We start from the raw sequence: 25,501 nt of genomic DNA, 5'->3' as shown, positions 1-25,501 counted from the left end.
CAAACCATGATGAAACGAATGTTCCGATTTTTGCGTGAGTTCGGCCTGTGCCGGTCGGCGGGAACGATGCCGCTCGGCGAAGTGTTTCGCGTGGTGAGCCTCGTTTGCTCGCTGGCGTTTGCAACCTGCGTGTGGAGCGCCGAACCCGCCCCATCCCGGCCGGCGCCGGGCATGGGTGTCGATGTTTATCGCATCGGCGTGGACGACGTCGTGCAGGTATCGGTGTGGCACAACCCCGATTTGAGCGTCACCGTGCCGGTGCGTCCGGATGGACGCATATCGATCCCGCTGGGCGGGGATGTGATTGCCGGCGGGCGTACCCCCGAAGAAGTTGCCGCGGCGATAAAGGAAAAACTCGCGGCCTATGTGCGCGAACCCCAGGTCGCGGTCATCCTCACCCAGTTGCACAGCCACGAGTACCTGTCCCGGGTGCGCGTCACCGGTGCTGTCCGCCAGCCGGTTTCAGTCCCCTACCGGCAGGGGATGACCGTGCTCGACGCGGTTCTCGCAGCGAACGGCACGACGGAGTTCGCGGCTGCGGACCGGACCGAGCTGTATCGCAAGGATGGGGAGGCGACCAAGGCCATGGATGTGCGCCTCGACAAAATCCTGAAGAAGGGTGATCTGTCGACGAACTACCCGGTACAGCCGGGCGACATCATCACCGTGCCTGAGCGCTCCTTCTAGGCGCGGGCAGAGCACTTCATCGGGCAGGCAAGGGCGACGATCATGAGTGGCGAGTTGATTACCACCAAGGAGATGACGAGTGTTCTCGTCAACGAGGCGGAGCGCCGGAAGCTGACGATCGGTGTGATATTCGCGGTCGTTGCCTTGACCGCGCTGGGGCTCGGATTGTGGTGGCCGAAGAAATACGTCTCCTCGACCACGATCCTCGTGCAGGAAAACAGCATCATCAAGCCGCTCATGGAAGGCAGGGCCGTGCCGACCGGAGTCACGGACCGCGCCGCGATTGCGCGCGAAGTGATCTTCAGCCGCAAGATCATGGACGAGGTCCTGGCCGCGGGCGGTTGGCTGGACAGCAAGCCGGGTCCCGTCGAACAGGAAAAGATCATCGATGCCATCAAAGGTCGGACCACGATCAATCTTTACAAGGACAATCTGATCCAGATCGCTTACGCCGATTCGGATCCCGAGCGCACCTACAAGACCGACAAACTGATGGCCGATCGCTTCATTCAGGAGAGCTTCGCCGCCAAGGAGCGCGAAAGCCGCGAAGCGTTCGAATTCATCAGCGGCCAGGTGGAGGAGTATCACAAGAAGCTGACCGATGCCGAAGACAAGCTCAAGGCGTTCCGCGCCAAGAACGTGGATGCGCGGCCGGGCAGCGCCACCGATTCGAATACGCGCATCAGCGCGCTGCGCAGCCAGGTCGAAAATGCGCGTATCGAAACGATGGCGCTGAATGCGAAAGCCGCATCGCTCAACTCGCAGATTTCCGGGGAGTCGGCGGTGGTGGCGACGCAGACGCGCGAGGGGCAGTTCCGCGTGCGGTTGGTGGAGTTGCAGAACGAACTCGATAAACTGCTCCTGACCTATACCGACCAACATCCGGACGTCATTCGCGTACGTCACGAAATGGAAGACGTGCGTGAGGCGCTCAAACGCGAGCAGAACCGGAGCGAAGCGCGCCAGGCGGCGGGAGTCTCCGCGGCGGGCTCGGACGTGGCGATTACCAACCCGCTGTACCTGGAGCTGCGCAGCAAGATGGCTGAAGTGCGTTTCGACGCCGGAGCGGCCGCCTCACGCATGAATGCAAGCCAGGCTTTGCTCAATGGCGAACTGGAGCGCAGTCGCCGCATCGCCGACTCGGAGAACGACCTTGCGGAGCTGACGCGCGACTACGAAGTCAACCGCGACACCTATCAGGATTTGCTCAAACGACGTGAAAATGCGCGTGTGTCGATGAACCTCGACGCGGACCATCAGGGCTTGACGTTTGCAATCCAGGAGCCGGCCATCAAGCCGGTGCAGCCGGTCGGCTTGCGCTTCGTACATTTCAGCCTGGCGGGGCTTGTCCTCGGCATTGGGTTGCCAGCGCTGTTGCTGTTTGCCCTGGCGCGTCTGGATACGCGCGTGCGTTCGGGTGAGCAACTCGAACGTCTGACCGGACTGCCGGTGCTGGTCACAATTCCGGTCTGCACGACGATCAGGGAGCGGCGCCGCGCGAGGCTGGGCACGCTTGCGCTCGTCCTGATCGTGTTCGGTGTGTTTGCCACATATGTCCTGGTCGTCCTGCTGCATTCGAGAGCATCATGAACGTCGTCAACGAAGACAACTTGCCCGAGCAGGTGGAGCGACAGGCGCCGCAGACCGTGCGTACCGGAACGATGTTGCAGCGCGGCTCTTCCAGCACAGCGATCGCGCGAATGGAGCAGTCGTCGGAGCTGTCGCTGCGCGAGCGCCAGGCATTGCGTCTGATCGTGCCCGACGATGTTTCGGGCGGAATGTCCGATGCGTTCCGTGAACTGCGCACGCGCCTTCTCGCGCTTGCCGCGGGAACCAACAACTTCGTGACGATGGTAGCGCCGATCGGCCCGGGCTACGGCGGCAGTTTCGTCGCGCGCAATCTTGCCGCTGCCTTTGCGTTCGACGAGGCGAAAACCGCGTTGCTGGTCGATTGCGATTTTCGGCATCCAAGTCAGCACAAGGTGTTCGGCGTCGAGCCCACGAAGGGGGGGCTGTTCGATTGCATCGAGCACCCGGGCGCCAATCTTGGCCAGTTCATCTATCAAACCGGGATTCCGCGCCTGCGCCTCGTGCCTACCGGGCGGCCGCAGGAGATGAATGGGGAATACTATTCGTCGATCAACATGCAGATGGTGATACACCAGATGCGCAAGCGCTATGCGGATCGGTATCTGGTTCTCGATGGTCCGGCCATCAAAGGTTCGCCGGATGCGCGTATTCTCTCCGATCTTGCCGACTTCATCGTGGTCGTCGCCGCGTACGGGCGCGATACCGCCGCGAAGATCAACCAGGCGGTAGCGACATTCGATCCGAGCAAGTTGGCCGGCGTGGTGTTCAATCAGTTGCCCTGAAGGGGGGACGGCTCATGTCGGACATTCCTCGTGGTACTTCGAACGATTCAGGGTTTCCTGCGAGTTGGCGACGACTCATCGCGAAGCGGGCAGGAAATTGTCCGGATCCACGTAGCCGGGCCTCGATGCGCGGTGCGCCCGTGGTGGAAATCGACGCATTTCTTTTTTTGGCCCTGCGGCAGTGCGGCAAGGCGGCATGGTTGGTTGGTGCGTCGCTCATCGCGGCCGCTACTGCGGATGCGCAATCGCTGAACTACACGCTGCAGGTCGGTGTCGAGCACAGCGACAACATCGCCGAGACCGCCACTCAGCGCGTCGACGACAACGTGCTGATTCCGAGGCTTACCTTCGATTGGGTCGAGCAAGGCTCGACCTTGCAGGCGCAAGCGAACGGCACGATTGAGTACCGCGACTACCTGGGAGGGCGATTCGACAACGAATTGCGCGGACAACTGTCGGGTATCGCCAATTGGGTGATCCTGCCACAACGATTGAGCTTCGATTTCGAGGACTATGCAGGGGTTCAGCCGGTCAACGTGTTCCAGAGCAGCAATGCACCCGGCCAGCAGCAGCAGACCAACGTCTTCAGCCTTGGGCCGACGCTGATGTTCCGGGTCGGGTCGGGCATGCGCGGCGAAGCTGACCTGCGTTTCACCGACAGTACCGCATCGGTGGTCAAGGAATTCGATTCCCAGCGGACCTCGATCGGCGTACGCGCGATCCGCGACCTCAGCCAGACCGACCAGTTGTCGGCCAACGTGGACGCCCAACACATCCACTTCACCGATTCCTCGGGCGGGCCCGACTACGATCGTTATTCCGCGTATGCGCGCTACCTCAGCAAACTCTCCCAGATCGACCTGGATTTTTCGCTCGGCTATACCGGTCTGGATTTTTCACATGCTCCGGGCCGCTCCGGCCCACTGCTGCGCGGGAACCTCAAATGGCGTGCCACGCCCTCCAGCGCATTCGAGCTGGGCTTCGTGCGCCGCTACTCGGACGCGACCGAGGATTTGATGATTGATCCGTCGGCGCTGATCGCACGCACGACCGGAGGCCCGATCGTTACCGGCAGCGTACCGATCACCTCGCAGGCCTTTCTGGAAAAGCGGTTCGATGCGAGCTATACATACCAGGCGCCGCGACTCAACGTTCGTCTCGCGCCTTTTTTCGGCGATTTGCAGTACTCGCTGGTGCCGTCCGCGAACGAGGCCGCGCTCGGGGCGACCGACCAGACTACGCACGGCATGATCGCCACGGCGAACTATCTGCTGCGACCGTTGTGGTCCCTGGGGTTCAGCGCGGCGGAAGAAACACGCAAGTACACCCAGATCGACCGGCACGACGAAGACTTGCGCTATGGTCTGAGCTTGACCAACCAGCTCAGCCGTCAGTGGAGCTGGCGCGTGGATCTGATCCGCAACCAGCGGTCGAGCACCGAGGTTCTGCAGAAATTCAGCGAAAACATCGCGATGCTCACGATCATCTTCAGACGCTGAAGCGGAACCGGGACGATGAATCGATCGAGTGGTTGAGCATGACGGATAACGCATTTCTGGACGCGGGCGGCGAACGCCACGGCGCCCAGCCCGGGCACGGACACGACAGGCGCTCCGGCATGGCGCAGACGTCGCTCCCGGTGCTGATGTACCACGGCATCCATGCGGACGCGAGCAGTCGCGGTCGCTACGAGCCCGTCTACAGCGTCACCGCGCAGGCTTTCTCCGCGCAGCTCGACTGGCTTCTCGCACGGGGTTATCGCAGCGTGCGCCTCGATGAACTGTGCGGCGACGATGCGCGCGGCGGGAAGCGGGTCGTCATCACTTTCGACGACGGCGACGTCAGCAACTTCGAAGTCGCACTGCCCCTGCTGCGTGAACGCGGTTTCGTCGCGGAATTCTTCGTCACCAGCGATTTCATCGGCACTGACGGCATGCTCACGTCCGCCGATGTGCGCGCATTGAGCGCGGCCGGGATGGGAGTGCAATCGCACGGTCGCACGCATCGCTACCTCGAAGACCTGGCGCCGGGCGACCTCGACGAGGAGTTGAGTTTCAGCAGGCAGGTGCTCGAACAAGCCACCGGCAAGGCCGTCGACGCGCTGGCGTTGCCCGGAGGTCGCGGCGGCGAGCGCGAGCGCCTGGTCGCACAGCGGCTGGGATATCGCTATCTGCTCAATTCCGAACCCGGGCCAAATCGTGGCTGGCACGCGGATTCGTACCTGCAGCGCCTCGCCGTAACGCGTGGAATGGGCATGAAGGAGTTTGCGGGAATGGTCACATGGAGCGGTATCGGGCCTCGCATGGCGCGCATGCGCTACCATGCGCTGCGGCTACCCAAACGCATGCTCGGCAACCGGCGCTACGAGCAATTGCGCGCACGCATGTTTGGGCCATGATCGTCGCCATTTTCTGGCTGGGCCTCGTCCTGGTCGGATATGCGTATCTGGGCTACCCGCTGCTGATGCGGGTGCTCGCCGGCACGACCGGCAAAGCGCCCCGGCAGGACGAAACGACGCCGGACGTGACCGTGGTGATCGCCGCACGCAACGAAGCCGCGCGTATCGCCGCGCGTATCGAGAATATCTTCGAGCAGGACTATCCACGCGAAAAACTCCGAGTGCTGGTAGTCAGCGATGGCAGCGACGACGGAACCGAGACAGCCGCGCAGATAGATGCAAGCGTGCGCGTCATCACCCTCGCCGGGAACGCCGGCAAGGCGATGGCGTTGAATACGGCACTCAAGACGGTATCGACCGAATTCGTAGTGTTCACCGATGCGCGGCAACGCTTCGCGACGGACGCGCTGCGACGCCTCCTGGCGGCATTCGCCGATCCTTCGGTCGGTGCCGTCAGCGGCGAACTCGAGATCGTCGAGGATCTCGCGCGGCCCGCTCCGGCGAGCATCGGGCTCTACTGGCGCATCGAGAAGTCGCTGCGCGAAAGCGAGGCCCTGCTGTCCTGCCTGCATGGCGTCAGTGGTGCGGTATATGCGCTGCGCACGAAATTGTTCCGTGCCATGCCGGCCGGCACGATCCTCGACGACATGTGGGTACCGCTGGAGGTGATTCGTGCCGGCCATCGCGTGTGGATGGCGCGCGATGCGGTCGCCTACGATATCGCGAGCGCAGATGCGAAAGCGGAATTCCGGCGCAAGACGCGTACCCTAGCAGGCAACTGGCAGTTAATCGCGCGCCTGCCCTGGTTGTTGAATCCGTTGCGCAATCCGGTTTTCTTCGCCTGGTTCTCGCACAAGTTCCTGCGTCTGCTCGCGCCTTGGGCCCTGCTTGGTTCCTGGCTTGCCTCCGCTGCGGCCGGAGGGCCTTATCGAGCCGTCTTCGGCCTGCAGACCCTGTGCTATCTCGCCGCGCTTGGGGCATTGCTCGCGCCGCGGCTGGCGGCGCGCATTCCGCTCTTGCCCGCAGCCGGCACATTCCTGATGCTCAACGCCGCGGCATTCGTCTCCTTGCCAGCCTGGCTGCGGCTGCAACACGATCCGCAGCGGCTATGGAAGAAAAGTTAGTCGCTGGATTCCCGCGATCATGACCAAGCCGCTGATGCCGGTCGGTCGCGTCCGTCTTCCGCCGTATGAACGTCAACTGCACACTCGGCGTGTTGCACGCGGCGCGTGCTCCCGGACTCCGTCGGTCGAGATCTGCGTGCAAGGGCGATGTGCTGCAGGAATCAGCGCGCTTCAGGGACGCCGCGATGCGGCACGCACAGGTCCGCGCCCGGGTACGCCTTGATTGTTCACGTGGCCAGCCGCACGTCGGCATTCACGCTCGGCGTTCCACGTCGCGCCGGCAACAGGCAATCGCGCCGGCGCAATGCGGGCGCCTCGACCAGCCACTGCGGCGGCGTGTGCACGAGCATCAGCTTTTCGATTTCGGGCGTCGACACGGGGTTCAGTGCCACGGTACCCGCTGCCGCGGGGCCAATCGAGTTGAGGCACGCTGTCTGGGCGCCGATTCAAAATTGACGTACGTGGTTGGGCATTGGCTCACGGCAGTTCACCGCAGGACGAGCTTCATGATGTGGCCAGGGCATCGGAGTTGTCGACAGGAGTGAGCGCCGAGTGGCGGACATCTCACCCTCGCATACCGGAATCGCCGTTCAGTTCGAGCGCAAAGCCAGGCGTTGAACGCGATCCGAAAGCCTGTTCAGGGCAGCCTTCATCGGAGAGGAGATCGGCTTTTCGATCAGAACATGTACCGCATGTGCCAAAGCTACTACGGCCATGATCGTCCCCCAAAAAAGCAGATGCTTGTTGATGGCTGGATACGCCGCATTGAAAACGATGTAGCCGATATGCTGATGCAGGAGATACAGAGGGTAAGTGAGAGAGCCGAGCAGAAGCCAGCGGGTTCTGCCAAACAGCCCGGTACGACGCAGCGCGACCAGCAGCATCACGACGAAGAAGGTCGTGACTATCATGGCGACTATCCAGCCGTTCATGTCGGTATGGAAATGGGCCACAAAACCCTTCAATCCTCTCAAGGACTGATACACGGCCAATCCCCATGCGGTTGAAATTGTTGCAATCCTCGCCGCGGAAAATCCGTTCTTCCAGATCAGGAAATACGTCGCGCCGGCGGCAAAATACGGGGAATATTCCGTAATCAGCAGTGTTTGCAATCTTTCGACCGGGAATATTTCCAGAAGTATCGAGCAAATTATCCAGCCCACGATGAAAATCTGCGCCTTCTCTATCATTCCGAATGTCAACAAGACTGCAACCATCAGATAAAACCGGATTTCAACGAACAGCGACCAATACACGCCGTCAATGGAAGGCACGTTGAAAAATCCGCTCAGCATGGTCATGTTGGCCAGATATTGGCCAAACGACGCGAAGTAGCGCGGCGCGCCCACGGCGATGGTAATGACAAAGGTAATCGTGCAGCAGGCCCAGAAAGCCGGGTAGAGTCGAACGATGCGTGAAACGATGAAGCCGCGCAGGCTGCCACTGGCCGCGGTCATCAGGATGACGAAGCCGCTGATCATGAAAAACAATTCGACTCCGAAGTAGCCGTATTTGGATACCGGAGCCAGCATTGGGTAGGGCATCACGGACAGGGAATCCGCGGCGTATCCCCGGAACGAGTAGTGGAAAAAAACTACGGACAGCGCCGCCAGGAAGCGCAGCAAGTCGATTTCATTGACCCGGTCATCTTGCACGGCAATTTGGCCTGCGTTTTGTGGCTCTGGCCCGGGCGGCTCCCCCGCACGAGAAGGTCATGCCGAGTATTTTGTGAAGTATCGGCGCTCAGACGGACGTGCTTTCCGGCAGCGGGGCGGAGCAGCGGACATCCAGGAACGCGCCGATCAAGATAGCAGAGTCATGTCGATTTTTGAAAGGCGCAAGGCAGGATCCGGCTCATTTACGTTCTCTCGGCAGTGTGCGCGCGGCGAGCGGATAGCGCGCCGCAAGCACGGGCTGCGGGGGCGCACCAGCCGGCGTCGCGCCGGCATCGGTCCGTTCGCGCAACAGGTGGAAGTAGCGTTCGAGCAGGCCGCAAAGAATCCAGTAACTGGCCATCACCGGGCCCTGGAGGAATGGACTGCCATACAAACAACCGGCGGCCGCATCCAACGTCGCGACGCTGAAGCCGAACGCGAGCGCACGCGCTTCGGCGTTGTCGGTCGGCGCCGCCCTGCGCAGGGACGCACCGAGCGAGAACAGTGCGCGCCACAGCAGCAACAGCGCGAACAGGCCTTGCGGGCCGAGTTCTGCGAGGGTCAAGACGTAGAAGTTGTGCGCGTCGTAGTGTTTGAAGCTCGAATAGTTGCCGATCTCCGTCTTGAAGCGGTTGAGGCCGACGCCGAGGGGGTTTGCCTTCCACATTTCCATCGCACCGGCCCAGATTTCCCAGCGGCTTGCGGTGCTTTCGTCGACTTCCGCCTCGCCGTGCTTGCCGTGCTGTTCCGTCTCGGCGACGCGCTGCGTCACGCTCTCGGGCAGGTAGCCGGCCAGCGAGACCAGACTCACGCCGATGACGACCGCGAGCACGACATTGCGCCGGAGCAGCAGCACCGTGAGTCCGAGCAGCGCGATGAAATACGATTGTCGCGAATAGGTGACGAGCAACCCGAACGCGAGCAGGCCGACGCAGCCAAGCGCGATCAACCGCCACCAGAACTGGCGGAAGAACAGCGCGATCGCAATGAACATTGGCAGGAACATCGCGAAGTAGACGCCGGCACGGTTCGCGTTGCTGATGTTCGAACCGAACGGGCCGGTCGCGCGATGCGTCTCGTTGTAGTTGCCGAGGCCGTAGTCGAGACCCTGCCGCACCGCCTGCACGGCCGCGATGGCGGCGACCGCGGCGACGACGATGACCAACAGGCGCGTGGTCTTGAAGTCCTGTTTGCAGCGCAGGTAGAGGAAGTACAGCAGCGGCGAGAAGATCGCACTCTTCAGGTAGGTGATGTCGACCATCAGGTCGCCCGGTGCGCGCATCTGAGCGATCACGAAGCCGATCGTCAGCGCGGCGAAGAACAACAGCAGCGGCCTGCGCAAACGCGCGGGCTGCGCCGGTTCCGCGTCCTTGTTGCCTGTCGCGATCAGGAACAGCGTGACCAGAAACAGCAGGTTCGGCAGATTGATGCCGGGGATGCCAGTCTCGATCGTGTAGTGGTCCTGGTAGACGCTGTAGACGATTTGCAGGATCAGAAGAAAGCGCAGCATGGCCGTCTCGCTCCGTCTCAGGCAACAGTCGTCGCTGCCGGCGCGGGTGCGTCGAGGAAGCGTCGACACCACAGTTCCAGCGAGAGGATCACCCACAATGTTTCGCTCATGTCGGCGGCATGGGCGAGGTGGCGGTCGAGGCAGTGGCGCGCGGCGCCTGGATCGAGCATGCCGCGTTCGCGGAACGCGCGGCTCGCCAACGTGTCCTCGGCGAGTTCGCGCAACGGGCCACGGAACCACTCGGCCAGCGGAATGCCGAAACCCTGTTTCGGCTTGGCCAGCACGTCCGGCGGCAGCCAGCGCGCGGCAACGCGGCGCAGCAGGTGCTTGCCGCGGCCGCCGCGAACGCGCAGCGACGGCGGCAGGTTGACCGCGAATTCGACGAGGCGATGGTCGAGCAGCGGCGAGCGGCCTTCCAGCGAATTCGCCATCGCCATGCGGTCGAGCTTGACCAGGATGTCGTCGGGCAGATAGCTCGCGAAATCGATCGCGACGGCGCGGTCGAGATCGCCGAGACGTGCGAGCGCGGCGGTGTCGAGGTGCAGGCCTTCGTAGCGATTGCGCCCGCCGGCTTCGCCGAGCAGCGCGGCCGACAAATCCGGTGAGGTCAGCGCAACGCCGCTGAGGTAGCTGTCCGGGAACTCCTGGCGCAGGCGTTCGCCGATGCGGCGCAGGCGATAACCGTTCGCTCCAGGCAGGATGCTGCCGGCCGTGCGTGCGGCGAGCGACGCCAGTGGTCGCGCGGCACCAAGGCCCTGCAGCTTGAGGAAGCGCAGGTAGCGATCGTAGCCGCCGAACGCCTCGTCGCCGCCGTCGCCGGTCAGTACCATCTTTACCTTCGTGCGCGCGAGCTGCGCGACGAGGAAGGTCGGCACGGCCGACGCATCGGCGAATGGTTCATCGAGATACCAGACCAACTGCTGCAACAGCGCGACCGCGTCCGGCTCGACGACGAGTTCGTGATGCTCGGTGCCGAGATGCCGCGCGACGCGGCGGGCGTCGGAGAGCTCGTTGTAGGCCTGCTCGCGGAAGCCGATCGAGAACGTCTGCACCGGCTGCGACAGGTGCCTGCTCATCAGCGCGACGACGACGCTCGAATCGAGCCCGCCGCTCAGGAACGCGCCGAACGGCACGTCGGAGACGAGCCGGCTCGACACCGCTTCATCGAGTTTCGTCGCCAGCAGGTCTTCGGCTTCGCGCTCGTCGGTCGCGCTCACGCCGTTCCGCGCCAGCGACCAGTAGCGGTGCAGTTCGCTGCGGCCGTCGCGGTAGACGAGGTAGTGCGCCGGCGGCAGCTTGCGCACGTTGGCGAAGATGCTGCCGGGGTTCGGCACGTAGCCGAAGGTCACGTACGCACGCACCGCGGCCGGGTCGATCGTGCGCGCGAAACCGGGCATTTCGATCAGCGATTTCAGTTCGCTTGCGAACACGAGGCGTTCGCCGTCGTCCTGATAGAACAGGGGCTTTTCGCCGAAGCGGTCGCGCGCCAGCAGCAGGCTGCGCGTGCGCCTGTCCCACAACGCGATCGCGTACATGCCGTTGAGTTTCTCGAAGCACGCCGCGCCGTATTCGAGATAGCCGCGCAGGATGACTTCGGTGTCCGACTGCGTGGCGAAGCGATGCCCGCGCGCGACGAGTTGCGCGCGCAGCTCGCGGTAGTTGTAGATCTCGCCGTTGAAAACGATATGGACGGCGCCGTCCTCGCTCTGCATCGGCTGGTGGCCGCTGGCGAGGTCGATGATAGCCAGGCGGCGCATCGCGATCAGCGCCTGCTCGTCGATATGCAAGCCCTGGTCGTCCGGCCCGCGATGGCGGATCGCGTCGTTCATCGCTTGGCCGACCGTGGCGGACGGCGGCCGGCGACCCGGTGCGGACACGATGCCGACGATGCCGCACATCAGACACCTCCCGGCGAAGTCGGCTCGACGACAGCGGCATCGCACAATTCCGCCGGCCGCGTGCCACGGTACAGCGCGAGCAATTTGCCGACCACGTTATCGAGGCCAGCCACGTGCGCGATGCGCGCGCGCGCAGCGGCGCCGAGTTGACGCAAGCGCGTGCGATCCATCGATGCGGCCTCGAGCAGGCAGTGCGCCAGCTGCGTGCGGTCGCCGACGTCGAACAGCCAGCCGTTGTTGCCGGGAATCACCATGTCCTCGCTGCCGCTGACGCGGCTGGCGATCGTCGGCAGGCCCGAGGCCATGAATTCGAGCAGCGAGTTGGAAAGGCCTTCGATCGTCGATGGCAGCACGCCGATGTCGGCGGCGGCGGCAAATTCTTCGACGTTGCTGCGATGGCCGAGAAACTCGATCTGTGCGGCGATGCCGCTAGTCTTCGCCTGCGCGAGCAACGGTTCGCGCAGCGCACCGTCGCCGACCAGCAGCAGGCGTGCCTTCGCGCTCGTGCCGAACGCGTCGGCCCAGGCGCCGAACAGGGTGTCGAGCCCCTTCTCGGCAACGAGACGGCCGACGAAGAGGAAGGTCGGTGCGGCGTCGTTTCGCGGCGGACGCGTCGCGCCGAAACGCGACGTATCCACGGCGTTCGGCAGCGCAACGATGCGCTCCGCCGGGAATCCGTTGTGTGCCAGCTCGGCGCCGATGCGGCGGCTGATCGCCTGTACCGCGCTCGCTTTGCGCAGCCCGCGCCGCGCCAACGCCGCAAGCAAGCCCTTCTGCGGGTCGAGTACGCCGCGCTTGAGTTCCCACCAGCCGGAAACCTTCAGCACGACCGGCTTGCCAAGCATCGCCCCGACGACCGCTGCGAGCGCGGCGAGATAGTGTGCGATGTGCGCGTGCCAGGCGTCGTAGCGGCGGCCGTGCACGGACAGAAATGTGACGAAGCGCGCCCACAACACGAGGCTGCCGATGCCGCGCACGAACGGATACCGGATGCGCACTACCGGTATGCCTTCGATGCGTTCGATCGTCACCTGCCGGCCGTGCGGCACGCGCGGCGTCAGAATGGTCGCACGCTGGCCGATGCGCTTCAGGTGCAGCGCGAGCGTGCGCACCTGCGATTCCGCACCGCCGCCACCGACCGCCGGATAGCAGCTGTCGAGGACCATCAGCACGCGCAACGGGCGCGGTTCAGCGGCCATCGAGATGCTTCCTCAGCCAGAGTTCGAGCACGAGCAGGCGCCATATCTCGTTCGAGTAGTCCCAGCTGCCGTTGCCGTGTTCGACGAGCAGCTTCTCGATGAACGGTGCGGAAAACCAGCCGCGCGTGCGCGAACGGCTGTCGAACAGCACGTCACGTACCATCGACTGGAATGCCGCATCGTGGCGCAACCAGATCGCGGTCGGCAAGCCGAAGCCCTGCTTCTTCTTGCGCAGCACCGCTTCGGGCAGGATACCGGCCATCGCACGCTTGAACAGGTAACGCTTGTGCGTGCCGCGCACCTTGTAGCGCGCCGGCAATCGCCCCGTGTAGCGCACGAGCTCGGGGTCCAGGTAGGGGAAACGCGCGCTGATGCCGCGCGCCTTGCAGGCGCCGTGCACTTTCACCAGGTCGTTCTGCGCGATCGCATTGAGCAGGTCCAGACGCATGATCCGGTGCAGCGGCGCGGCAGTGCCGCCGAGCGCGTAGACCGTGCGCATCCAGGCCAGCGAGCTGTCACGCGGTACCTGCGCACGAAAGCCGGCGTCGAGCAGCTCGACGTAGTGGTCGGAGGCGAACGAATCGTCGGTATAGAAGCGGTCCGGATTCGGCAGCGCCGCGCGCGTGAAGAAGTTCTCGACGCGGTTGACGAAATGGCTGCGGCTGCCGCTCGCGGCGCGACGCACGAGTGCGCCGACCGCCCTTATCGGCCGCGGCAGCCGGTAGTACGTCTCCATCACGTGGTCTTTCGCATAGCGTTCGTTGCCGCCGAAGATTTCGTCGCCGCCGTCGCCGGCGACCATCGTACGCGTGCCGCCGTGTTCGGCGGCGAGATCGGCGCAGGCCAGCGTCGGCACCGCCGAGGCGTTGCCGAACGGCTGGTCGTAGGCGTCGATCACGCGTTCGACCAGCGCGATCGCCTGTGCGCGACCGACGCGCGCGCTGATCGATTCGGCGCCGCAGGCTGCGGCGGCGATGCCGGCGTAGCCGAGTTCATCGTAGCCGTCCTCGTCGAAGCCGATCGAGAAACTGCGCACGCGCTTTCCGCCCTGGCGCGAGAGGATCGTGACAATGCTGGAACTGTCGGTGCCGCCGGAGAGGAAGCAGCCCCAGGCGTCGGCGGGGCGGTAGTCGTGCACGCTGGCGACGATGCGCTCGCGCAGGGTCGCGGCGAGCGCGTCGTCGTCGCCGGCAACGTCTTCGGCATACTCGGGCACGAAATAGCGCTCGAATGCGAGCTTGCCGCATTCCCAGATCAGGCGCGTGCCCGGCTCGACACGGTGAATGCCGCGCACGACCGTGGCCGGCGCCGGAAAGCAGCCGAAGTTGAGATAGTGGTAGACCGCGACCGGGTCGATCTCGCGTGCGCATGCGTCGAGCGCGGCTAGCAGGCGCAGATCGCTGGCGAGGAACAGCGTGTCGCCGTGCGCGAATGCATAGAGCGACAACGTGGAAAAATGGTCGGTCAATGCGACCACGCGGTCTTCCGCCGGGCGCCAGAGCACTTGCACGAAACGCCCGCGCCAGTCCGCCTGTGGTGGCGCGCCGGTCAGCGCGGTCGCGCCGGCATCAATGTGCGCGCCGCCGACGAGGTCGGCCATGCCGAGCCAACCGGTGCCGTCCGCCGCCGTGCCGTGCGCGACGTCGCCGCGCACGCACGCGACCACGCCCGGCGCTCGCGCGGCACATGCGAATCCCGGCGGCGGTGCAAGCAGCGTGCTCGCCTGCGGACCAAACGCGACGATGAAATCTCCGGTCAGGTCCGCGCCAATGCCCGGTTCGGTGACTCGATTCATTCCAATAACTCCCTTGGCGAGATTATCGCACAGCCTTCGCGTCGAGCACGCGCCGGTAGATGGCACAGGTGCGCGCGACCAGTGCGTCGATCGAGTAGTGGTTGGCGATGCGTTCGCGCGCGGCGCGGCCGAGCGTTTCGCGGCGCGTGCGGTCGCCGATCAGCGCGCGCAGATGCGCGATCAGCGCCGTACGGTCGCCGGAGTCGAACAGCAAGCCGCTTTCGCCGTCGACGATGACCTCGGGATTGCCGCCGACGCGGCTTGCGATGACGGCCAGCCCCGAGGCCATTGCCTCGAGCACCACGTTGGACAAGCCTTCGTCGAGCGACGGCAGCACCAGCAGGTCGACAGCCTGCATGAGATCGCCGACGTCGCTGCGCTCGCCGAGAAAGGACACGTCCGCGGCGATGCCGAGTGCGTCGGCCTGGGTCGCGAGCTGCGCCTGCAGCGGGCCGCTGCCGGCGAGCAGCAGCTCGGGCCTCTGCGCTGCGGGCAGGCCGGCGATCGCATCGAGCAGCAGCGGGACGTTCTTCTGCGTGGCGAGGCGGCCGACGAACAGCGCGACGACAGCGTCGCGGCGCGCGATCGGCAGTGTCGCGCGGATTTCGGCGCGCCGCCCGGCATCGAGCAGGCGCGGCGCCGCAATACCGTTCGGCACGACGTCGATCGGCCGGCGTCCACCGAGCTCGCGCGCGAGCCTATCGGCGGCGCGCTGCGAGTTCGAGATGATCGCGTCGGCGTTGCGGCACAGGGCGCGTTTGATCGTCCACTGCCGCGGCGTCAACATGTCGCCCATGTCGCGCATCGAGACGATCAACGCGGGGCGGCGCACCAGCGCATGCGCGATCGAAACCCACAGTTCCGCAGTCAGCGAAAAACAGTGGATGACATCGTAGCGGCCGCGGCGCAGGAAACGGACAAGTCGCAGCACGAAGTTCGGGGCGATGGCGCTGTTCTTCGGAATCTGGTGGACCGGCGTGCCGGACGCGGCGATTTGCTCGAGCAGGAACGACGGCCGGCGGAAGTACAGCAGCTCGGGCTGCCATTCGGCATGATCGATGTTGCACAGGAAATGCGCGATCTGGCGCTGGCTGCCGGCGACTTCCATTTCGTCGCTCACGATCAGCAGACGTTTAGGCTGCATCTACGGCTCCGTTGAACAGGGCGAGCAACTTGCGTGCCTCGCAGCCTGCATCGAAATCTCGTTCGATGCGCATGCGCGCCGCGATGGCGAGCCTGTCGGCGAGCGCGTGGTCGTCGAGCAGGCGCGCAAGCGTCTCGGCGAGTGCGCGCGCGTCGCCGGGCGCGGCGAGCAGGCCGCTGTGTTCGTGCTCGATCAGTTCCGGAATGCCGGAGACGGCGGTACTGACCGACGGCGCGCCGGCCGCCATCGCCTCCATCAGCGCAACCGGAATGCCGTCGCGGTTGCCATCGGCCGCGACCACGCTCGGCAATGCGAACACCTGCGCTGCGTAGAGCGCTGCGCGCACGTCCGCCTGCGGGCGCGCGCCGGTGAGTTCGACCCGGTCGCCGATCTGGTGGCGAGCGATCGCCGCCTCGAGTTCCGCGCGCTGCGGGCCTTCGCCGATGATCCGGCAGCGGAATGCACGGCCTCGTTGCTTGAGCAATGCGAGCGCTTCGATCAGCACGTCGAAGCCCTTGATCGGATCGAGCCGGCCGACCGCGACGATCAGGCCGCCCTCGCGTCCTTCGCGTCGCCACGGCAGCGCACCGAGATCGACGCCGCAGTGGACGACGCGCAGGCGTTCGCGTGCGCGCGGCGTCACGCGGTCGGCCAGCCAGTCGATGTTGTAGCGTGAGATGGTCACCGGCAGCGCCGCGCCTTCGATCTTTTCCCGGAGCAACTGATCGTCGACGAAGATGTCGTGGGCGTGGCAGGTGAAACCGAACGGTTTGCCGAGCAGGCCGGCGAGCAGCCACGCCGCGGTCGAGGGGTAGGTACCCCAGTGGGCGTGCAGAAAGTCCGCGTCGAACGCGCGCAGGCGGTCGAGGTGTTCGACGCCGCGCGCCAGCGTCGCCAGCGATTTGAGCATCACGCGTGGCTGTCGCCACAGCCGCCGCATGACCGTCGCGCCTGCGCGCGCGAGCGCGAGCGGGTGCGCGGCGAGTGCGCGCAGCCACGCGCACGGCGCGCGCGAGGCCGACAGCGGATGCAGCACGCGCGGCAGCAGTGCGGCGGCTTCCGGCTGCACCATCGTTTCGCTCGGTGGCTTGAGCGAGACGATCAGCACGTCGACGCCGGCTTCGACCAGCGTTGCGATCTCGCGCACGATGAAGGTCTCCGACCAGCACGGAAACAGCGAAACCACGTAGACGACGCGCGCGGGCAGCAGCAGCGTACCGTTCATCGCATTGCTCCGTTCGCGTTGACTGGCAACGGATGCGCGTCGGTGCGTGCGGGCGTGATGTGCAGTGCGCCGGCCAGGCGGCGCGAGAGCAGTGTGCGGTGCGTGGTCGCGATCATATACGGTACTCTAGCAGAGGCCATGCGGTCGATCGCGACCGCGCATTGTGATCCGCCCGCGCCACCGCGATGGCATCATGCCGACCCTGCGCTGGTGCTTGCCGAGGATGTCCCCCGCATGCTGTTGCTTACCTCCCTGCTGTTGTCGCCGCTCTGGCTTGGCGGCTTGTTGTTCGTGCTCGGCGTGGCCCTCTGGCACCGCTTGCGGCGCAGACTGCGCATCGCTGTCGTCGTTGCCGGCGGGCTGTTGCTCGCGCTGGTCACGCCGCTGGTCGCGGATGCGCTGATCCTCTGGCAGGAATCGCGCGCGCCCTCACCGCAGGAATGCGCGTCGCCGCCCGACGCGATCGTCGTGCTCTCCGGCGGCATGGTATCGCCGCCGCGCGATGTGCAGGACTTCGCCGCGCTGGGCACGACCAGCCTGCGGCGTTTGTTCGCCGCGGTTGAGCTGTTCGGCAGTCGGCATGTGACGACATTCACCGTGGTCGGCAACAGCGACTATGACATTCCACAAAGCGAAATCATGGCCGAACTCGCGGTGCGGCTCGGCGTGCCGCGCGCGGCGGTCCGCGTCGAGACGCGTTCGCTGACGACCTGGCAGAACGCGGTCAACGCGGCCGCGCTCGCGCCGCCGCTGGCACGCCGCATCTGGCTGGTGACCTCGGCCGTGCACATGCCGCGCGCGCTCTATGCGTTCCGCGCCGCCGGCTTCGAGCCGTGCGCATGGCCGGCGCATTCGCAGTACCGCGCGCCGGAAGGCCCGCTCACCTATCTGCTGCCGGACGCATCGGCGGCGCGCAAGGCCGAGGATGCGATCCACGAAATCGTCGGTGAAATCGCGTATCGGCTCGGCCTGCACGGTTCCGGTTGAGCACATCGCCGCGGCGCGGGATAATGCGTCACGACCGGCGCGGCTCGCGCTGGCCACGAACGACCGCCACGGGCGGGACTGGAACAGGTCCATCGCACTCGCCGCCATCAAGCAGAGCATTCGCGCCTCGCTGTATCGCACGGGCATCACCCCGGCGATCGCGCGGCTGCGTCGGCGCACCTGCGTCCTGATGCTGCATGGCGTCGGGGGGGCGGAACTTGACGCCGACGTGTTCGGGGAAATGGTCGTGTACCTCAAGCGGCATTTCCGGCCGCTCAGCCTCGCCGCGCTCGTCGCCGAACTGGATGAGCCACCGCTCGTCGCGCGCCCGGCGGTTGTACTGACCTTCGACGACGGCCTCGCCAACAACGTGACTGTCGCCTATCCGATCCTCGAACGACACGCGGTGCCGGCGGCGTTTTTCGTCTGTCCCGGCCTGATCGACGCGGGCAGCTGGCTGTGGACGCACGAGGTGCGCGCGCGGCTGGCGATGCTCGACGAGCCCACGCGCCGCGCGCTTGCGCCGGAGCTGCCGACCTGCGACGTCGGCGTGATCGTGCAGCATCTGAAGGAGTTGGCGCCAACTGCGCGTGCGCATGGCATCGAGGCGGTCCGTGCGGCGACGCCGGCGTTCACGCCGTCGGCGGCGCAGCGGCAGGCTTGCGATCTGGCCGACTGGGCACAGCTCGCCTTGCTCGATCCGGCGCTGGTCACGATCGGTTCGCATTCGTCGAGCCACGACATCATGATCGGCATGGACGAAGCACGGCTGGAGCGCGAAGTCGTCGGCAGCAAGGCGCGCATCGAGACGATGCTCGGCCGCAAGGTCGAACATTTCTGCTACCCGAACGGTGATTTCGACGCGGCCGCGGATGCGCGCGTGCGTGCGACCTATGCCAGCGCGCTCAGCACCCGTGTCGGCTTGGTGCCGCCGCTGGCGCCCGACCGCCATGCCTTGCCGCGCCTGGCGGTTCCCGACGACGTATCCTCCCTCGCGTTGCGGATGGCGCTCGCTTGAGCGAGTCCGCGCCCGAGCGCCCGCGCGACGCGCCTGGGATGCGGGCATGAGCTCGCTGTTCCGGCACGCGTCCGCCTATGCAATCGGTACTGCGCTGGTGACGCTCGCGAGTCTGGTGTCGTTTCCGATCCTGACGCGCCTGTTGTCGGTGGCCGACTACGGCCTGATGAACACGGTGACGCTGGCGCTCGCGCTACTGGTCGCGGTCGGCAAGCTCGGCATGCAGCGCGCGACCGTGCGCTTCTATCACGAGGGCGGCGAGACGTCGGCGCGGCTGCCTTCGACGCAGATCCTGGGCATGGCCGCGGTCGGCGCGCTGGCCACGCTGACGTGGATGTGCGTCGTCGCGCTGCTCCCGGAGCACGCGCTCGGCACTCCGGGCCTGAGATACCTGCTGCTGCTGACCGCATGCCTGGTGCTGGTCCGCGTTCTCGACAGCGCGTTCTCGAATCTGCTCTACGCCGAGGGACGCAGCGCGTTTATTTCGACGTACGGAGTAGTCAAGCGCTATTTGGCGTTGGTGCTGGTTATCGGGGTCCTGCTAGCGTCGGCACGCAATGCTGAGGGTTTCTTCCTGGCGACGATCGTGGCGGAAGTCGTCGCGCTGGTCTGGATCGGCTGGGTAGTCGCCGAGGACAACCCGATCCGCCCGACACGGTTTTCGCGGGAACTGTTCATTCGCATGATCGCGTACGGTGTGCCGATGGTCGGCGTCGAGGTGGCAGGATCGATACTCGCGCTCGGTGACCGCTACGTGATCCAGCAACTGCTCGGCGCCGAGGCGGTTGGTGTGTACTCGGCGTCCTACAACCTCTGCGAATACATCCGGGGTTCGACCATGGCCGCGCTCAGCACGGCGGTGGCGCCCATGTACATGCGCGTGTGGGAACAGGAAGGGCGCGTGGCCACGGAACAGTTCCTCGGTCGCTTCGCGCGCAGCTATCTCGCGGTCTCGTTCCTGGTCGCGGCATTGGTAACCACGAACGCGGCGGACCTGGTCACGATCCTCGCGTCGGAACGCTATGTGGAGGGCACCACGATCGTGCCGTGGGTCATCGGCGGCATGGCGCTGGACAGTTACGTTGCGGTTGCCGCGGCCGGGTTGTTCTTGAAAAAGCGTACCGGTGCGATTTTCACCTACGTCGCGATTGCGGCGGCGGTCAACATCGCGCTGAACTATTTGCTGGTCCCGCATTTCGGCATTGCCGGGTCGGCGATTGCGACGTTGCTCTCGTACGCGGTGCTGCTCGCGACCGCGATGGTGATCGGACGGTCTGAATTGACGGTTCCATTTCCAGCGAGGTCACTGGTCGTCTCCGCGTTCGCCTTCGGCGCCAGCTGCATGCTGGCAGCACGCATGACGAGTGGGTCGCCGTGGTTCGACCTTGTGCTGCGCACGGCGATCGTTATCGCGATCTATGGCGGGATCACCCTGACGCTCGATGCCGGCGTCCGCGACAGCGTTCGAGAACTGGCGAGGATGGTGCGCAACAGGTTGTGGCCGGACGCGGTTTGAACAAGGTCGACGGCTGCTTCAAAAAGCCCCGATGTTCCAGGATCGACGCGATTGTTTCGCCAGATTGTTGGAAAACTGTTGTTCGGCCACGCCGTTGCCCAAAGCCGGGGAATCGGCCCCGGGGGCGGCGTTGCGATAGTCGTATACGGCAGGAGCTTTTCCCTGCAGCGCAGGAACGTCGAGCAAACGGGGATCGGCAAAGCGGCTGCTGGAGTCCACGCCCAGTTGCTGCCATTCGGCGAACCCGCCGATTCCATTGGACGCAAACTTGAGTCGGTCCAGCAAGTAGCCCGACACGCCACGAAGCGAATGCAGTTTGGGCGAACCGCCACCCAGGCGGAACGCGGTGGCCGGGAACGGCGAATAGTAGAGATTGTTCCGCAGGGTGATGCCACTGGAGGGAGTTGCACCCGCCAACCAGACCAGCGGCATGGAAGCGCTCGAATAAACCAGATTGTTTTCGATTCGCGTGTCAACGTCGCGACTGGTGCCGCCGGGAGTCGTGTTGTCCTGGAGATAGATGCCCATGGTATCGGCATCGGGCACGGGGCTGGGCGGCAGGATGATGGTGTTGTTGGCGATGAGCGTGTTCTTCAGGCCGTGGTGCTTTTCGGCGATGGTGCCCTCCGAGTAATCGCGGATACCGATGCGGCAGCCGGCCAGCAGATTGTTGTAGACCTGCGTATTGGCGAGATTGGCGTGGTTGTTGGTGGCGTCGGAAGAGCCTTGCTCGTCGGCCAGCATGATGCACACCGAGTATTTGTAGAGTGTGTTCCAGGGATAGGAATCGCTCGGGACCTGTAGCCAGGTGGACGTGTCCACCGGATGATTGAAGATGATGTTGTTGCGGGCAACGTCGTTGGGTTGATTGTCGAAATACATGTTCGTGGACCAGTTGTCGTAGGACACATTTTCCTCGAACAAGGCCGAGCCACTGGGTTTGCCTGCTCTGGTGCCGTAGGACAGGATGCCCTCGCCGCCGTTCATGTGGACGATGTTGCCGCGAGCCAGAGGTCGGTAGTTGGCATACCAGGAAACGGCGCCTGGCCAGCCACCGCCGGCACTGGCGTAGTCGTTGTTGCCGCGCGGCCAGTTCAGCAGAACATTTTGGTAGGCATGGGAATACAGCACGGCGTTGTCGGTGTCGCCGGCCCCCAAAAAAGCGACGGCGGCCTTGCCGTTGAACTTGATGTTGCATTGCTCGACGGTGATATGGCTGCCGTAACCCCAGATTCCGTTGGAGCCGGAGCCGCGGATCGTCAGACCTCTGAAGATATAGTAGTTCTGGTTGTAGAAATACACGTGTTGCTGGGCGCCATCGCTGCCGGGCACGATGATGTCGGCGGAAGCAGGCGTAGTGGAGCGGAAATCGGCGATGATGGTCCTGGTCGACGAGTTGTAGAACCATCTACCGGAGCCGGCGGTGACGGAAGGGGCGCCGTCACGGACCTGCTTGAGCGGCTCCTCGTCCACGATGACGGCGATCGGCGTGAACGAGACGGGGGCCTTCCAGACCGAGCCGGAAACCCGGGTCCAGCCGTTGACCTGGGAGGAACCATCAATGATGACTTCACCATCGCCGTAGCTACCGAAGGTGATCGGTTCGGCCGCCGTACCGGTTGGGGCATGGCTCACGTCGAGGCTTTCCCTGTAGAGGCCTTTGCGAATCAGGACCGTATCACCGGCCGCGATAACCGAGACTGCCTTTTTGAGGGTGAGGAAGGCTGCGAACGGGGAGGTGCCGGCATTGCCGTCCTTGCCCGCGCTGGCGTCGACGTAGTAGGTTTTTCCGGTGGTCGAGGCTGGCACGGCCACGGACCCGGAGGTCCAGACTCGCCAGGGATAACCGGGCGCGGGGACGGCCGCCGCGGGATCGCGGTCGCGGGCGTAGGCGGAAGACGTGCTGCCCTTCGGATTCGCCACCACTGCGGCGGCTTCTGCAACCGGCTGCACAACGGTGTCGCCGACGTACAGCAGGATGATCGAGGCGAACAGCAATTTTCCCATTTGCCACTCCGAAGTGTTGCTGGAATTGCATCCTGCGCTTACCGTGGTAAAACCATGGGGTGGCGCCAGTGCACCACTCGCGGCGCTCGACAGGGACGGTTGCATCGCCGGTCGAGTGTGCGGTTTTCCGCTATGATGCCATGCAGCAGCGTGCGCGCGGCAGGATCCAGATTGTCGATGATCCTGACCATCGCACACCAATGGAGGTCGAACATGCCAGGTGCCACGGGATACAGGCGCGTACCGTTCCGCGTGCTTGTCGGCGGAGCCGCCATGACTGCAATTTGCGGCATGTTGGACGTGAAAGCCGACCAGGAAGGCAACGAAGCATACGAGCCGGCTGCCGAGAGAATTCGAACGGACACGCGAGACGGAGGGGGGCGGCGACAGCCCGCGGCGCTGTTCAGCACAACTGAATCCATCGCCGGCGCCGCATCGGACACCGGGCATGACCGTCTCGCAGAAGAGCCGATTCGGACCCGCTGGAGCGCAGGTGCGAATGTGCCGCTCGTCAGCGTGATCGTGCCCACGTTCAACCGCGCCCACTTGATCGGCCGCACGCTCCGCAGCGTGCTCGCGCAGAGCTACCCTGCGCTCGAGGTCATCGTGGTCGATGACGGTTCCACCGACGACACCCGCGCAACGATTGCCCGCGACTATGCCGATGACGCGCGCGTCCGCTACGTGTACAAGCAGAACGGCGGTCCGGCCAGTGCGCGCAACATCGGTTTCGCGCAGTCGCGCGGCGAATACGTCGCGCTGCTCGACTCCGACGACACCTGGTTCCCGTGGAAACTGGCATTGCAGGTCGGCTGCATGGAGCGTGATCGCTCGCTTGGCATGACCTGGACCGACATGGTGATGGTCGATGCCGACGGAAAGATCATCGATCCGGCCTATCTGCGCCACATGTATCACGCTTATCGATCGTTCCCCGAAGAGCAGATGTTCGAGCGTTCGCTGCCGCTCGCCGATATCGCGCCGGAACTCGCATCGGTCACAGGTACGGCGCGTCTGCGCACCGGTTGCCTGTTCTCGAAGATGATCATGGGCAATCTTGTGCACACATCGACTGTGGTGTTGCGCCGTGAACGACTCGACCGCGTCGTCGGTTTCAACGAATCGCTGCGCCATTCCGGCGAGGACTACGATTTCCATCTGCGCACTTGCCGCGAGGGCCCGGTCGGCCTACTCGACCTGCCTGCGATCCGTTATCAGCAAGGCTTGCCCGATCAGCTCACGGCGAGCCGCTACAGGATTCACATGGCGGAGAATCTGCTGCGCACGATCGAGCCGGTGGTGCGCGAGAATCGCGCGCAGATCGATCTGCCCGAACACATGATCCGGCGCAAGCTGGCGCAAACCCATGCCTGGGTTGCCTCCGAGCGGCTCGAACGCGGCGAGTCGGCGCTGGCGATCTCGCACTATCTCAAATCGCTCGGCTACTGGCCGTGGCAGCCAGGACTTGCGAAGCCGCTTCTGATCGCCTCGCTGCCGTTCGGAAGCGGCTTGTTGTTGCGCGACCGTGTGCGCGCGTTGCGCGAGCGCCTGCATGGAAACGCGGAAGGAAAGTCATGATGCGGTCCGTCCCGGACGACGCAATCCAGGTGCGTGTGATCGAATCCAGCGACGTGCTCGCCGGTCTCGGCGAGCGCTGGGAGCGTCTGCACGCCGATGCACAGTCGGCAAGTGTATTCAGCGCCTTCGACTGGCAGCACCTGTGGTGGCGCATGTACGGACGTGGCCGGCGACTGCGTCTGCTGCTCGCATTCGATGGTGACGCGCTTGTCGGCATCCTGCCGCTGTACATCGAGCGCGTGCGCATGCTCGGCTGGCCGGTGCGGCAGTTGCGTTTTGTCGGCACGGGCGGGGATACATCTCCGGACGACCTCGGCCCGGTACTGATGCGCGGTCGAGAAAGCGACGTCGCGCATGCGCTCGCCAGAGCCGTGACGGAACTCGCCGGATGGGACGTGCTCGCGCTTACCGACATGAATCCGCACTGCGCGTTCACGGCAGCGATCGAGGCCGTTGCACGCAGAGCGCGCCTGGCGTGTCGCACGGGGCGCAGCGAAAGCATCGCTTTCATGCGGCTGCCGTCGAGTTGGGACGACTGGCTCGCTTCGTTGCACCGCGACCGCCGCTATCGGGTGCGCAGCATCCGCAAGAAGCTCGTCGCCACGCATCCCGACGCACGCTTTTTCGTCTGGGACGACGCGGCCACGCTCGATGCGGGCGTCGATCGGCTCGCATACCTGCACCGCAAGCGCTGGACAGCGTCCGGAGAGAGCCATGGGTTTTCCTCACCCGAGTACATCGAGTTTCACCACGCGGTGATGGCTGCGTGCCTCGCTCGCGATCGGTTGCGCCTGTATTGCCTGGAAATTGGCGGCAAGATCGTCGCGATGTTCTATTTCTACCGGTTCCGCGACAGCGTGTATCTGATGCAGAGCGGCTTCGATCCCGACCATGCGGATCTGAAACCGGGTCAGGTTCTGCTCGGCTACATCATCGAGCACGCCATTGGCGAGGGCCACGCGGTACTGGATTTTCTGCGCGGCGAGCATCGCTACAAGGATGAATTGGCGACCGGCAAACGCGAGACCGTGTTCGTGCACGCGTTGAGAATGCGCCCCGGTGCGTTCGTCTACCATTTGCGCCGGAACTGGCTGCCGGCGCTCAAGCGCCGTTTCAAAGCCAAATTCAACCGGCCTTCGGAAACGGCTGCTTCGAAGATCTCCCGGGGCCTCGAGCAGCACCGGCTTCGTGGCCCGGCATACATTTCCGCGTGAAGCGGGTTGGATGTGGGGGTCCTTGACGCGAAAGTTTGGTTCTTTGGTCGCGCTCAGAACCGACTGATTTGCACCGAATCGTTTCGCGCGACGGCATCTGCGCAACGGGCTGGGTGCGAGAGATTGCGCGGCATCGGTGCGATCATCGGCGCGAATGCCGGAGGCGGAAAGACG

General features: G+C 64.7%; 21 protein-coding genes. 11 read left to right on the top strand and 10 right to left on the bottom strand.

The window, feature by feature from the left end:
• Positions 1 to 6 precede the first annotated feature (6 nt).
• Entirely contained in the window at positions 7 to 687 is a 681-nt protein-coding gene (locus AC16HO_RS15505) for an XrtA/PEP-CTERM system exopolysaccharide export protein (RefSeq protein WP_484335571.1), read from the top strand.
• Here the strand turns inward: AC16HO_RS15505 and AC16HO_RS15500 are convergent.
• The gene (locus AC16HO_RS15500; protein WP_484335576.1) at positions 684 to 914 is read right to left on the bottom strand and encodes a hypothetical protein; all 231 of its coding nucleotides are present in this window, start codon (positions 912 to 914) and stop codon (positions 684 to 686) included. The two genes, AC16HO_RS15505 and AC16HO_RS15500, sit on opposite strands and share 4 nt — an antisense overlap.
• Here AC16HO_RS15500 and AC16HO_RS15495 point away from each other — a divergent pair.
• The 5 genes from AC16HO_RS15495 (at position 811) to AC16HO_RS15475 (ending at position 6,581) form a co-directional block, all read left to right on the top strand.
• Entirely contained in the window at positions 811 to 2,277 is a 1,467-nt protein-coding gene (locus tag AC16HO_RS15495; RefSeq protein ID WP_484335575.1) for an XrtA system polysaccharide chain length determinant, read from the top strand. The two genes, AC16HO_RS15500 and AC16HO_RS15495, sit on opposite strands and share 104 nt — an antisense overlap.
• Positions 2,274 to 3,059 (top strand): P-loop NTPase family protein, encoded by a 786-nt coding sequence (locus AC16HO_RS15490; protein WP_395641330.1) that lies wholly within the window; start codon positions 2,274 to 2,276, stop codon positions 3,057 to 3,059. Before AC16HO_RS15495 ends, AC16HO_RS15490 begins: the two co-directional genes overlap by 4 nt.
• A gap of 167 nt (positions 3,060 to 3,226) precedes the next feature.
• A complete protein-coding gene (locus AC16HO_RS15485) occupies positions 3,227 to 4,558 on the top strand; it encodes a hypothetical protein (protein ID WP_484335570.1) in 1,332 nt (443 codons plus the stop codon).
• On the top strand, positions 4,453 to 5,457 hold the full coding sequence (locus AC16HO_RS15480) for a polysaccharide deacetylase family protein (protein WP_395641332.1): 1,005 nt from the start codon (positions 4,453 to 4,455) through the stop codon (positions 5,455 to 5,457). The genes AC16HO_RS15485 and AC16HO_RS15480 overlap by 106 nt, the downstream gene beginning before the upstream one ends.
• Positions 5,454 to 6,581, top strand: coding sequence for a glycosyltransferase family 2 protein (locus AC16HO_RS15475; protein ID WP_395641333.1), 1,128 nt, complete (start codon positions 5,454 to 5,456; stop codon positions 6,579 to 6,581). The genes AC16HO_RS15480 and AC16HO_RS15475 overlap by 4 nt, the downstream gene beginning before the upstream one ends.
• Positions 6,582 to 6,808: 227 nt before the next feature.
• Here AC16HO_RS15475 and AC16HO_RS15470 read toward each other — a convergent pair whose 3' ends face one another.
• From AC16HO_RS15470 to AC16HO_RS15435, 8 genes are all read right to left on the bottom strand, one after another.
• Complete coding sequence (locus tag AC16HO_RS15470; RefSeq protein ID WP_395641334.1) at positions 6,809 to 6,958, bottom strand: hypothetical protein; 150 nt, start codon at positions 6,956 to 6,958, stop codon at positions 6,809 to 6,811.
• A gap of 213 nt (positions 6,959 to 7,171) precedes the next feature.
• The gene (locus AC16HO_RS15465; RefSeq protein ID WP_395641335.1) at positions 7,172 to 8,236 is read right to left on the bottom strand and encodes an acyltransferase family protein; all 1,065 of its coding nucleotides are present in this window, start codon (positions 8,234 to 8,236) and stop codon (positions 7,172 to 7,174) included.
• A gap of 199 nt (positions 8,237 to 8,435) precedes the next feature.
• Positions 8,436 to 9,746 (bottom strand): O-antigen ligase family protein, encoded by a 1,311-nt coding sequence (locus AC16HO_RS15460; protein WP_395641336.1) that lies wholly within the window; start codon positions 9,744 to 9,746, stop codon positions 8,436 to 8,438.
• Between the two features lie 17 nt (positions 9,747 to 9,763).
• Positions 9,764 to 11,644, bottom strand: coding sequence for an asparagine synthase (glutamine-hydrolyzing) (gene asnB / locus AC16HO_RS15455; protein ID WP_395641337.1), 1,881 nt, complete (start codon positions 11,642 to 11,644; stop codon positions 9,764 to 9,766).
• A complete protein-coding gene (locus AC16HO_RS15450; RefSeq protein WP_395641338.1) occupies positions 11,644 to 12,843 on the bottom strand; it encodes a glycosyltransferase in 1,200 nt (399 codons plus the stop codon). Before AC16HO_RS15450 ends, asnB begins: the two co-directional genes overlap by 1 nt.
• Positions 12,833 to 14,638 (bottom strand): asparagine synthetase B family protein, encoded by a 1,806-nt coding sequence (locus tag AC16HO_RS15445; RefSeq protein WP_395641339.1) that lies wholly within the window; start codon positions 14,636 to 14,638, stop codon positions 12,833 to 12,835. The genes AC16HO_RS15450 and AC16HO_RS15445 overlap by 11 nt, the downstream gene beginning before the upstream one ends.
• Before the next feature lie 22 nt (positions 14,639 to 14,660).
• Positions 14,661 to 15,782: a glycosyltransferase gene (locus AC16HO_RS15440; protein WP_395641340.1), complete on the bottom strand. Its 1,122-nt coding sequence runs from the start codon at positions 15,780 to 15,782 to the stop codon at positions 14,661 to 14,663.
• Positions 15,772 to 17,007 (bottom strand): glycosyltransferase, encoded by a 1,236-nt coding sequence (locus AC16HO_RS15435; protein ID WP_395641341.1) that lies wholly within the window; start codon positions 17,005 to 17,007, stop codon positions 15,772 to 15,774. Before AC16HO_RS15435 ends, AC16HO_RS15440 begins: the two co-directional genes overlap by 11 nt.
• A gap of 234 nt (positions 17,008 to 17,241) precedes the next feature.
• Here AC16HO_RS15435 and AC16HO_RS15430 point away from each other — a divergent pair, with 234 nt between their 5' ends.
• The 3 genes from AC16HO_RS15430 to AC16HO_RS15420 are packed head-to-tail and all read left to right on the top strand — an operon-like array spanning position 17,242 to position 20,528.
• Positions 17,242 to 17,994 carry a YdcF family protein gene (locus AC16HO_RS15430; RefSeq protein WP_395641342.1) on the top strand — a complete coding sequence of 251 codons (753 nt, stop codon included), beginning with the start codon at positions 17,242 to 17,244 and terminating at the stop codon, positions 17,992 to 17,994.
• On the top strand, positions 17,954 to 19,012 hold the full coding sequence (locus AC16HO_RS15425) for a polysaccharide deacetylase family protein (RefSeq protein ID WP_395641343.1): 1,059 nt from the start codon (positions 17,954 to 17,956) through the stop codon (positions 19,010 to 19,012). Before AC16HO_RS15430 ends, AC16HO_RS15425 begins: the two co-directional genes overlap by 41 nt.
• A gap of 46 nt (positions 19,013 to 19,058) precedes the next feature.
• Positions 19,059 to 20,528 (top strand): lipopolysaccharide biosynthesis protein, encoded by a 1,470-nt coding sequence (locus tag AC16HO_RS15420; RefSeq protein ID WP_395641344.1) that lies wholly within the window; start codon positions 19,059 to 19,061, stop codon positions 20,526 to 20,528.
• Between the two features lie 18 nt (positions 20,529 to 20,546).
• Here the strand turns inward: AC16HO_RS15420 and AC16HO_RS15415 are convergent, their stop codons facing one another.
• Complete coding sequence (locus tag AC16HO_RS15415; protein WP_395641345.1) at positions 20,547 to 22,535, bottom strand: right-handed parallel beta-helix repeat-containing protein; 1,989 nt, start codon at positions 22,533 to 22,535, stop codon at positions 20,547 to 20,549.
• 501 nt (positions 22,536 to 23,036) lie between these two features.
• On the opposite strand from AC16HO_RS15415, the gene AC16HO_RS15410 reads away from it, so the two are divergent.
• Positions 23,037 to 24,113, top strand: a complete 1,077-nt coding sequence (locus AC16HO_RS15410) for a glycosyltransferase (protein ID WP_484335569.1) — start codon at positions 23,037 to 23,039, stop codon at positions 24,111 to 24,113.
• Positions 24,110 to 25,327 carry a GNAT family N-acetyltransferase gene (locus tag AC16HO_RS15405; RefSeq protein ID WP_395641347.1) on the top strand — a complete coding sequence of 406 codons (1,218 nt, stop codon included), beginning with the start codon at positions 24,110 to 24,112 and terminating at the stop codon, positions 25,325 to 25,327. Before AC16HO_RS15410 ends, AC16HO_RS15405 begins: the two co-directional genes overlap by 4 nt.
• Positions 25,328 to 25,501: the final 174 nt, after the last annotated feature.

The sequence above is a fragment of the Rudaea sp. genome, from assembly GCF_057139185.1.
This window is presented reverse-complemented; position numbering and strand designations above follow the sequence as displayed.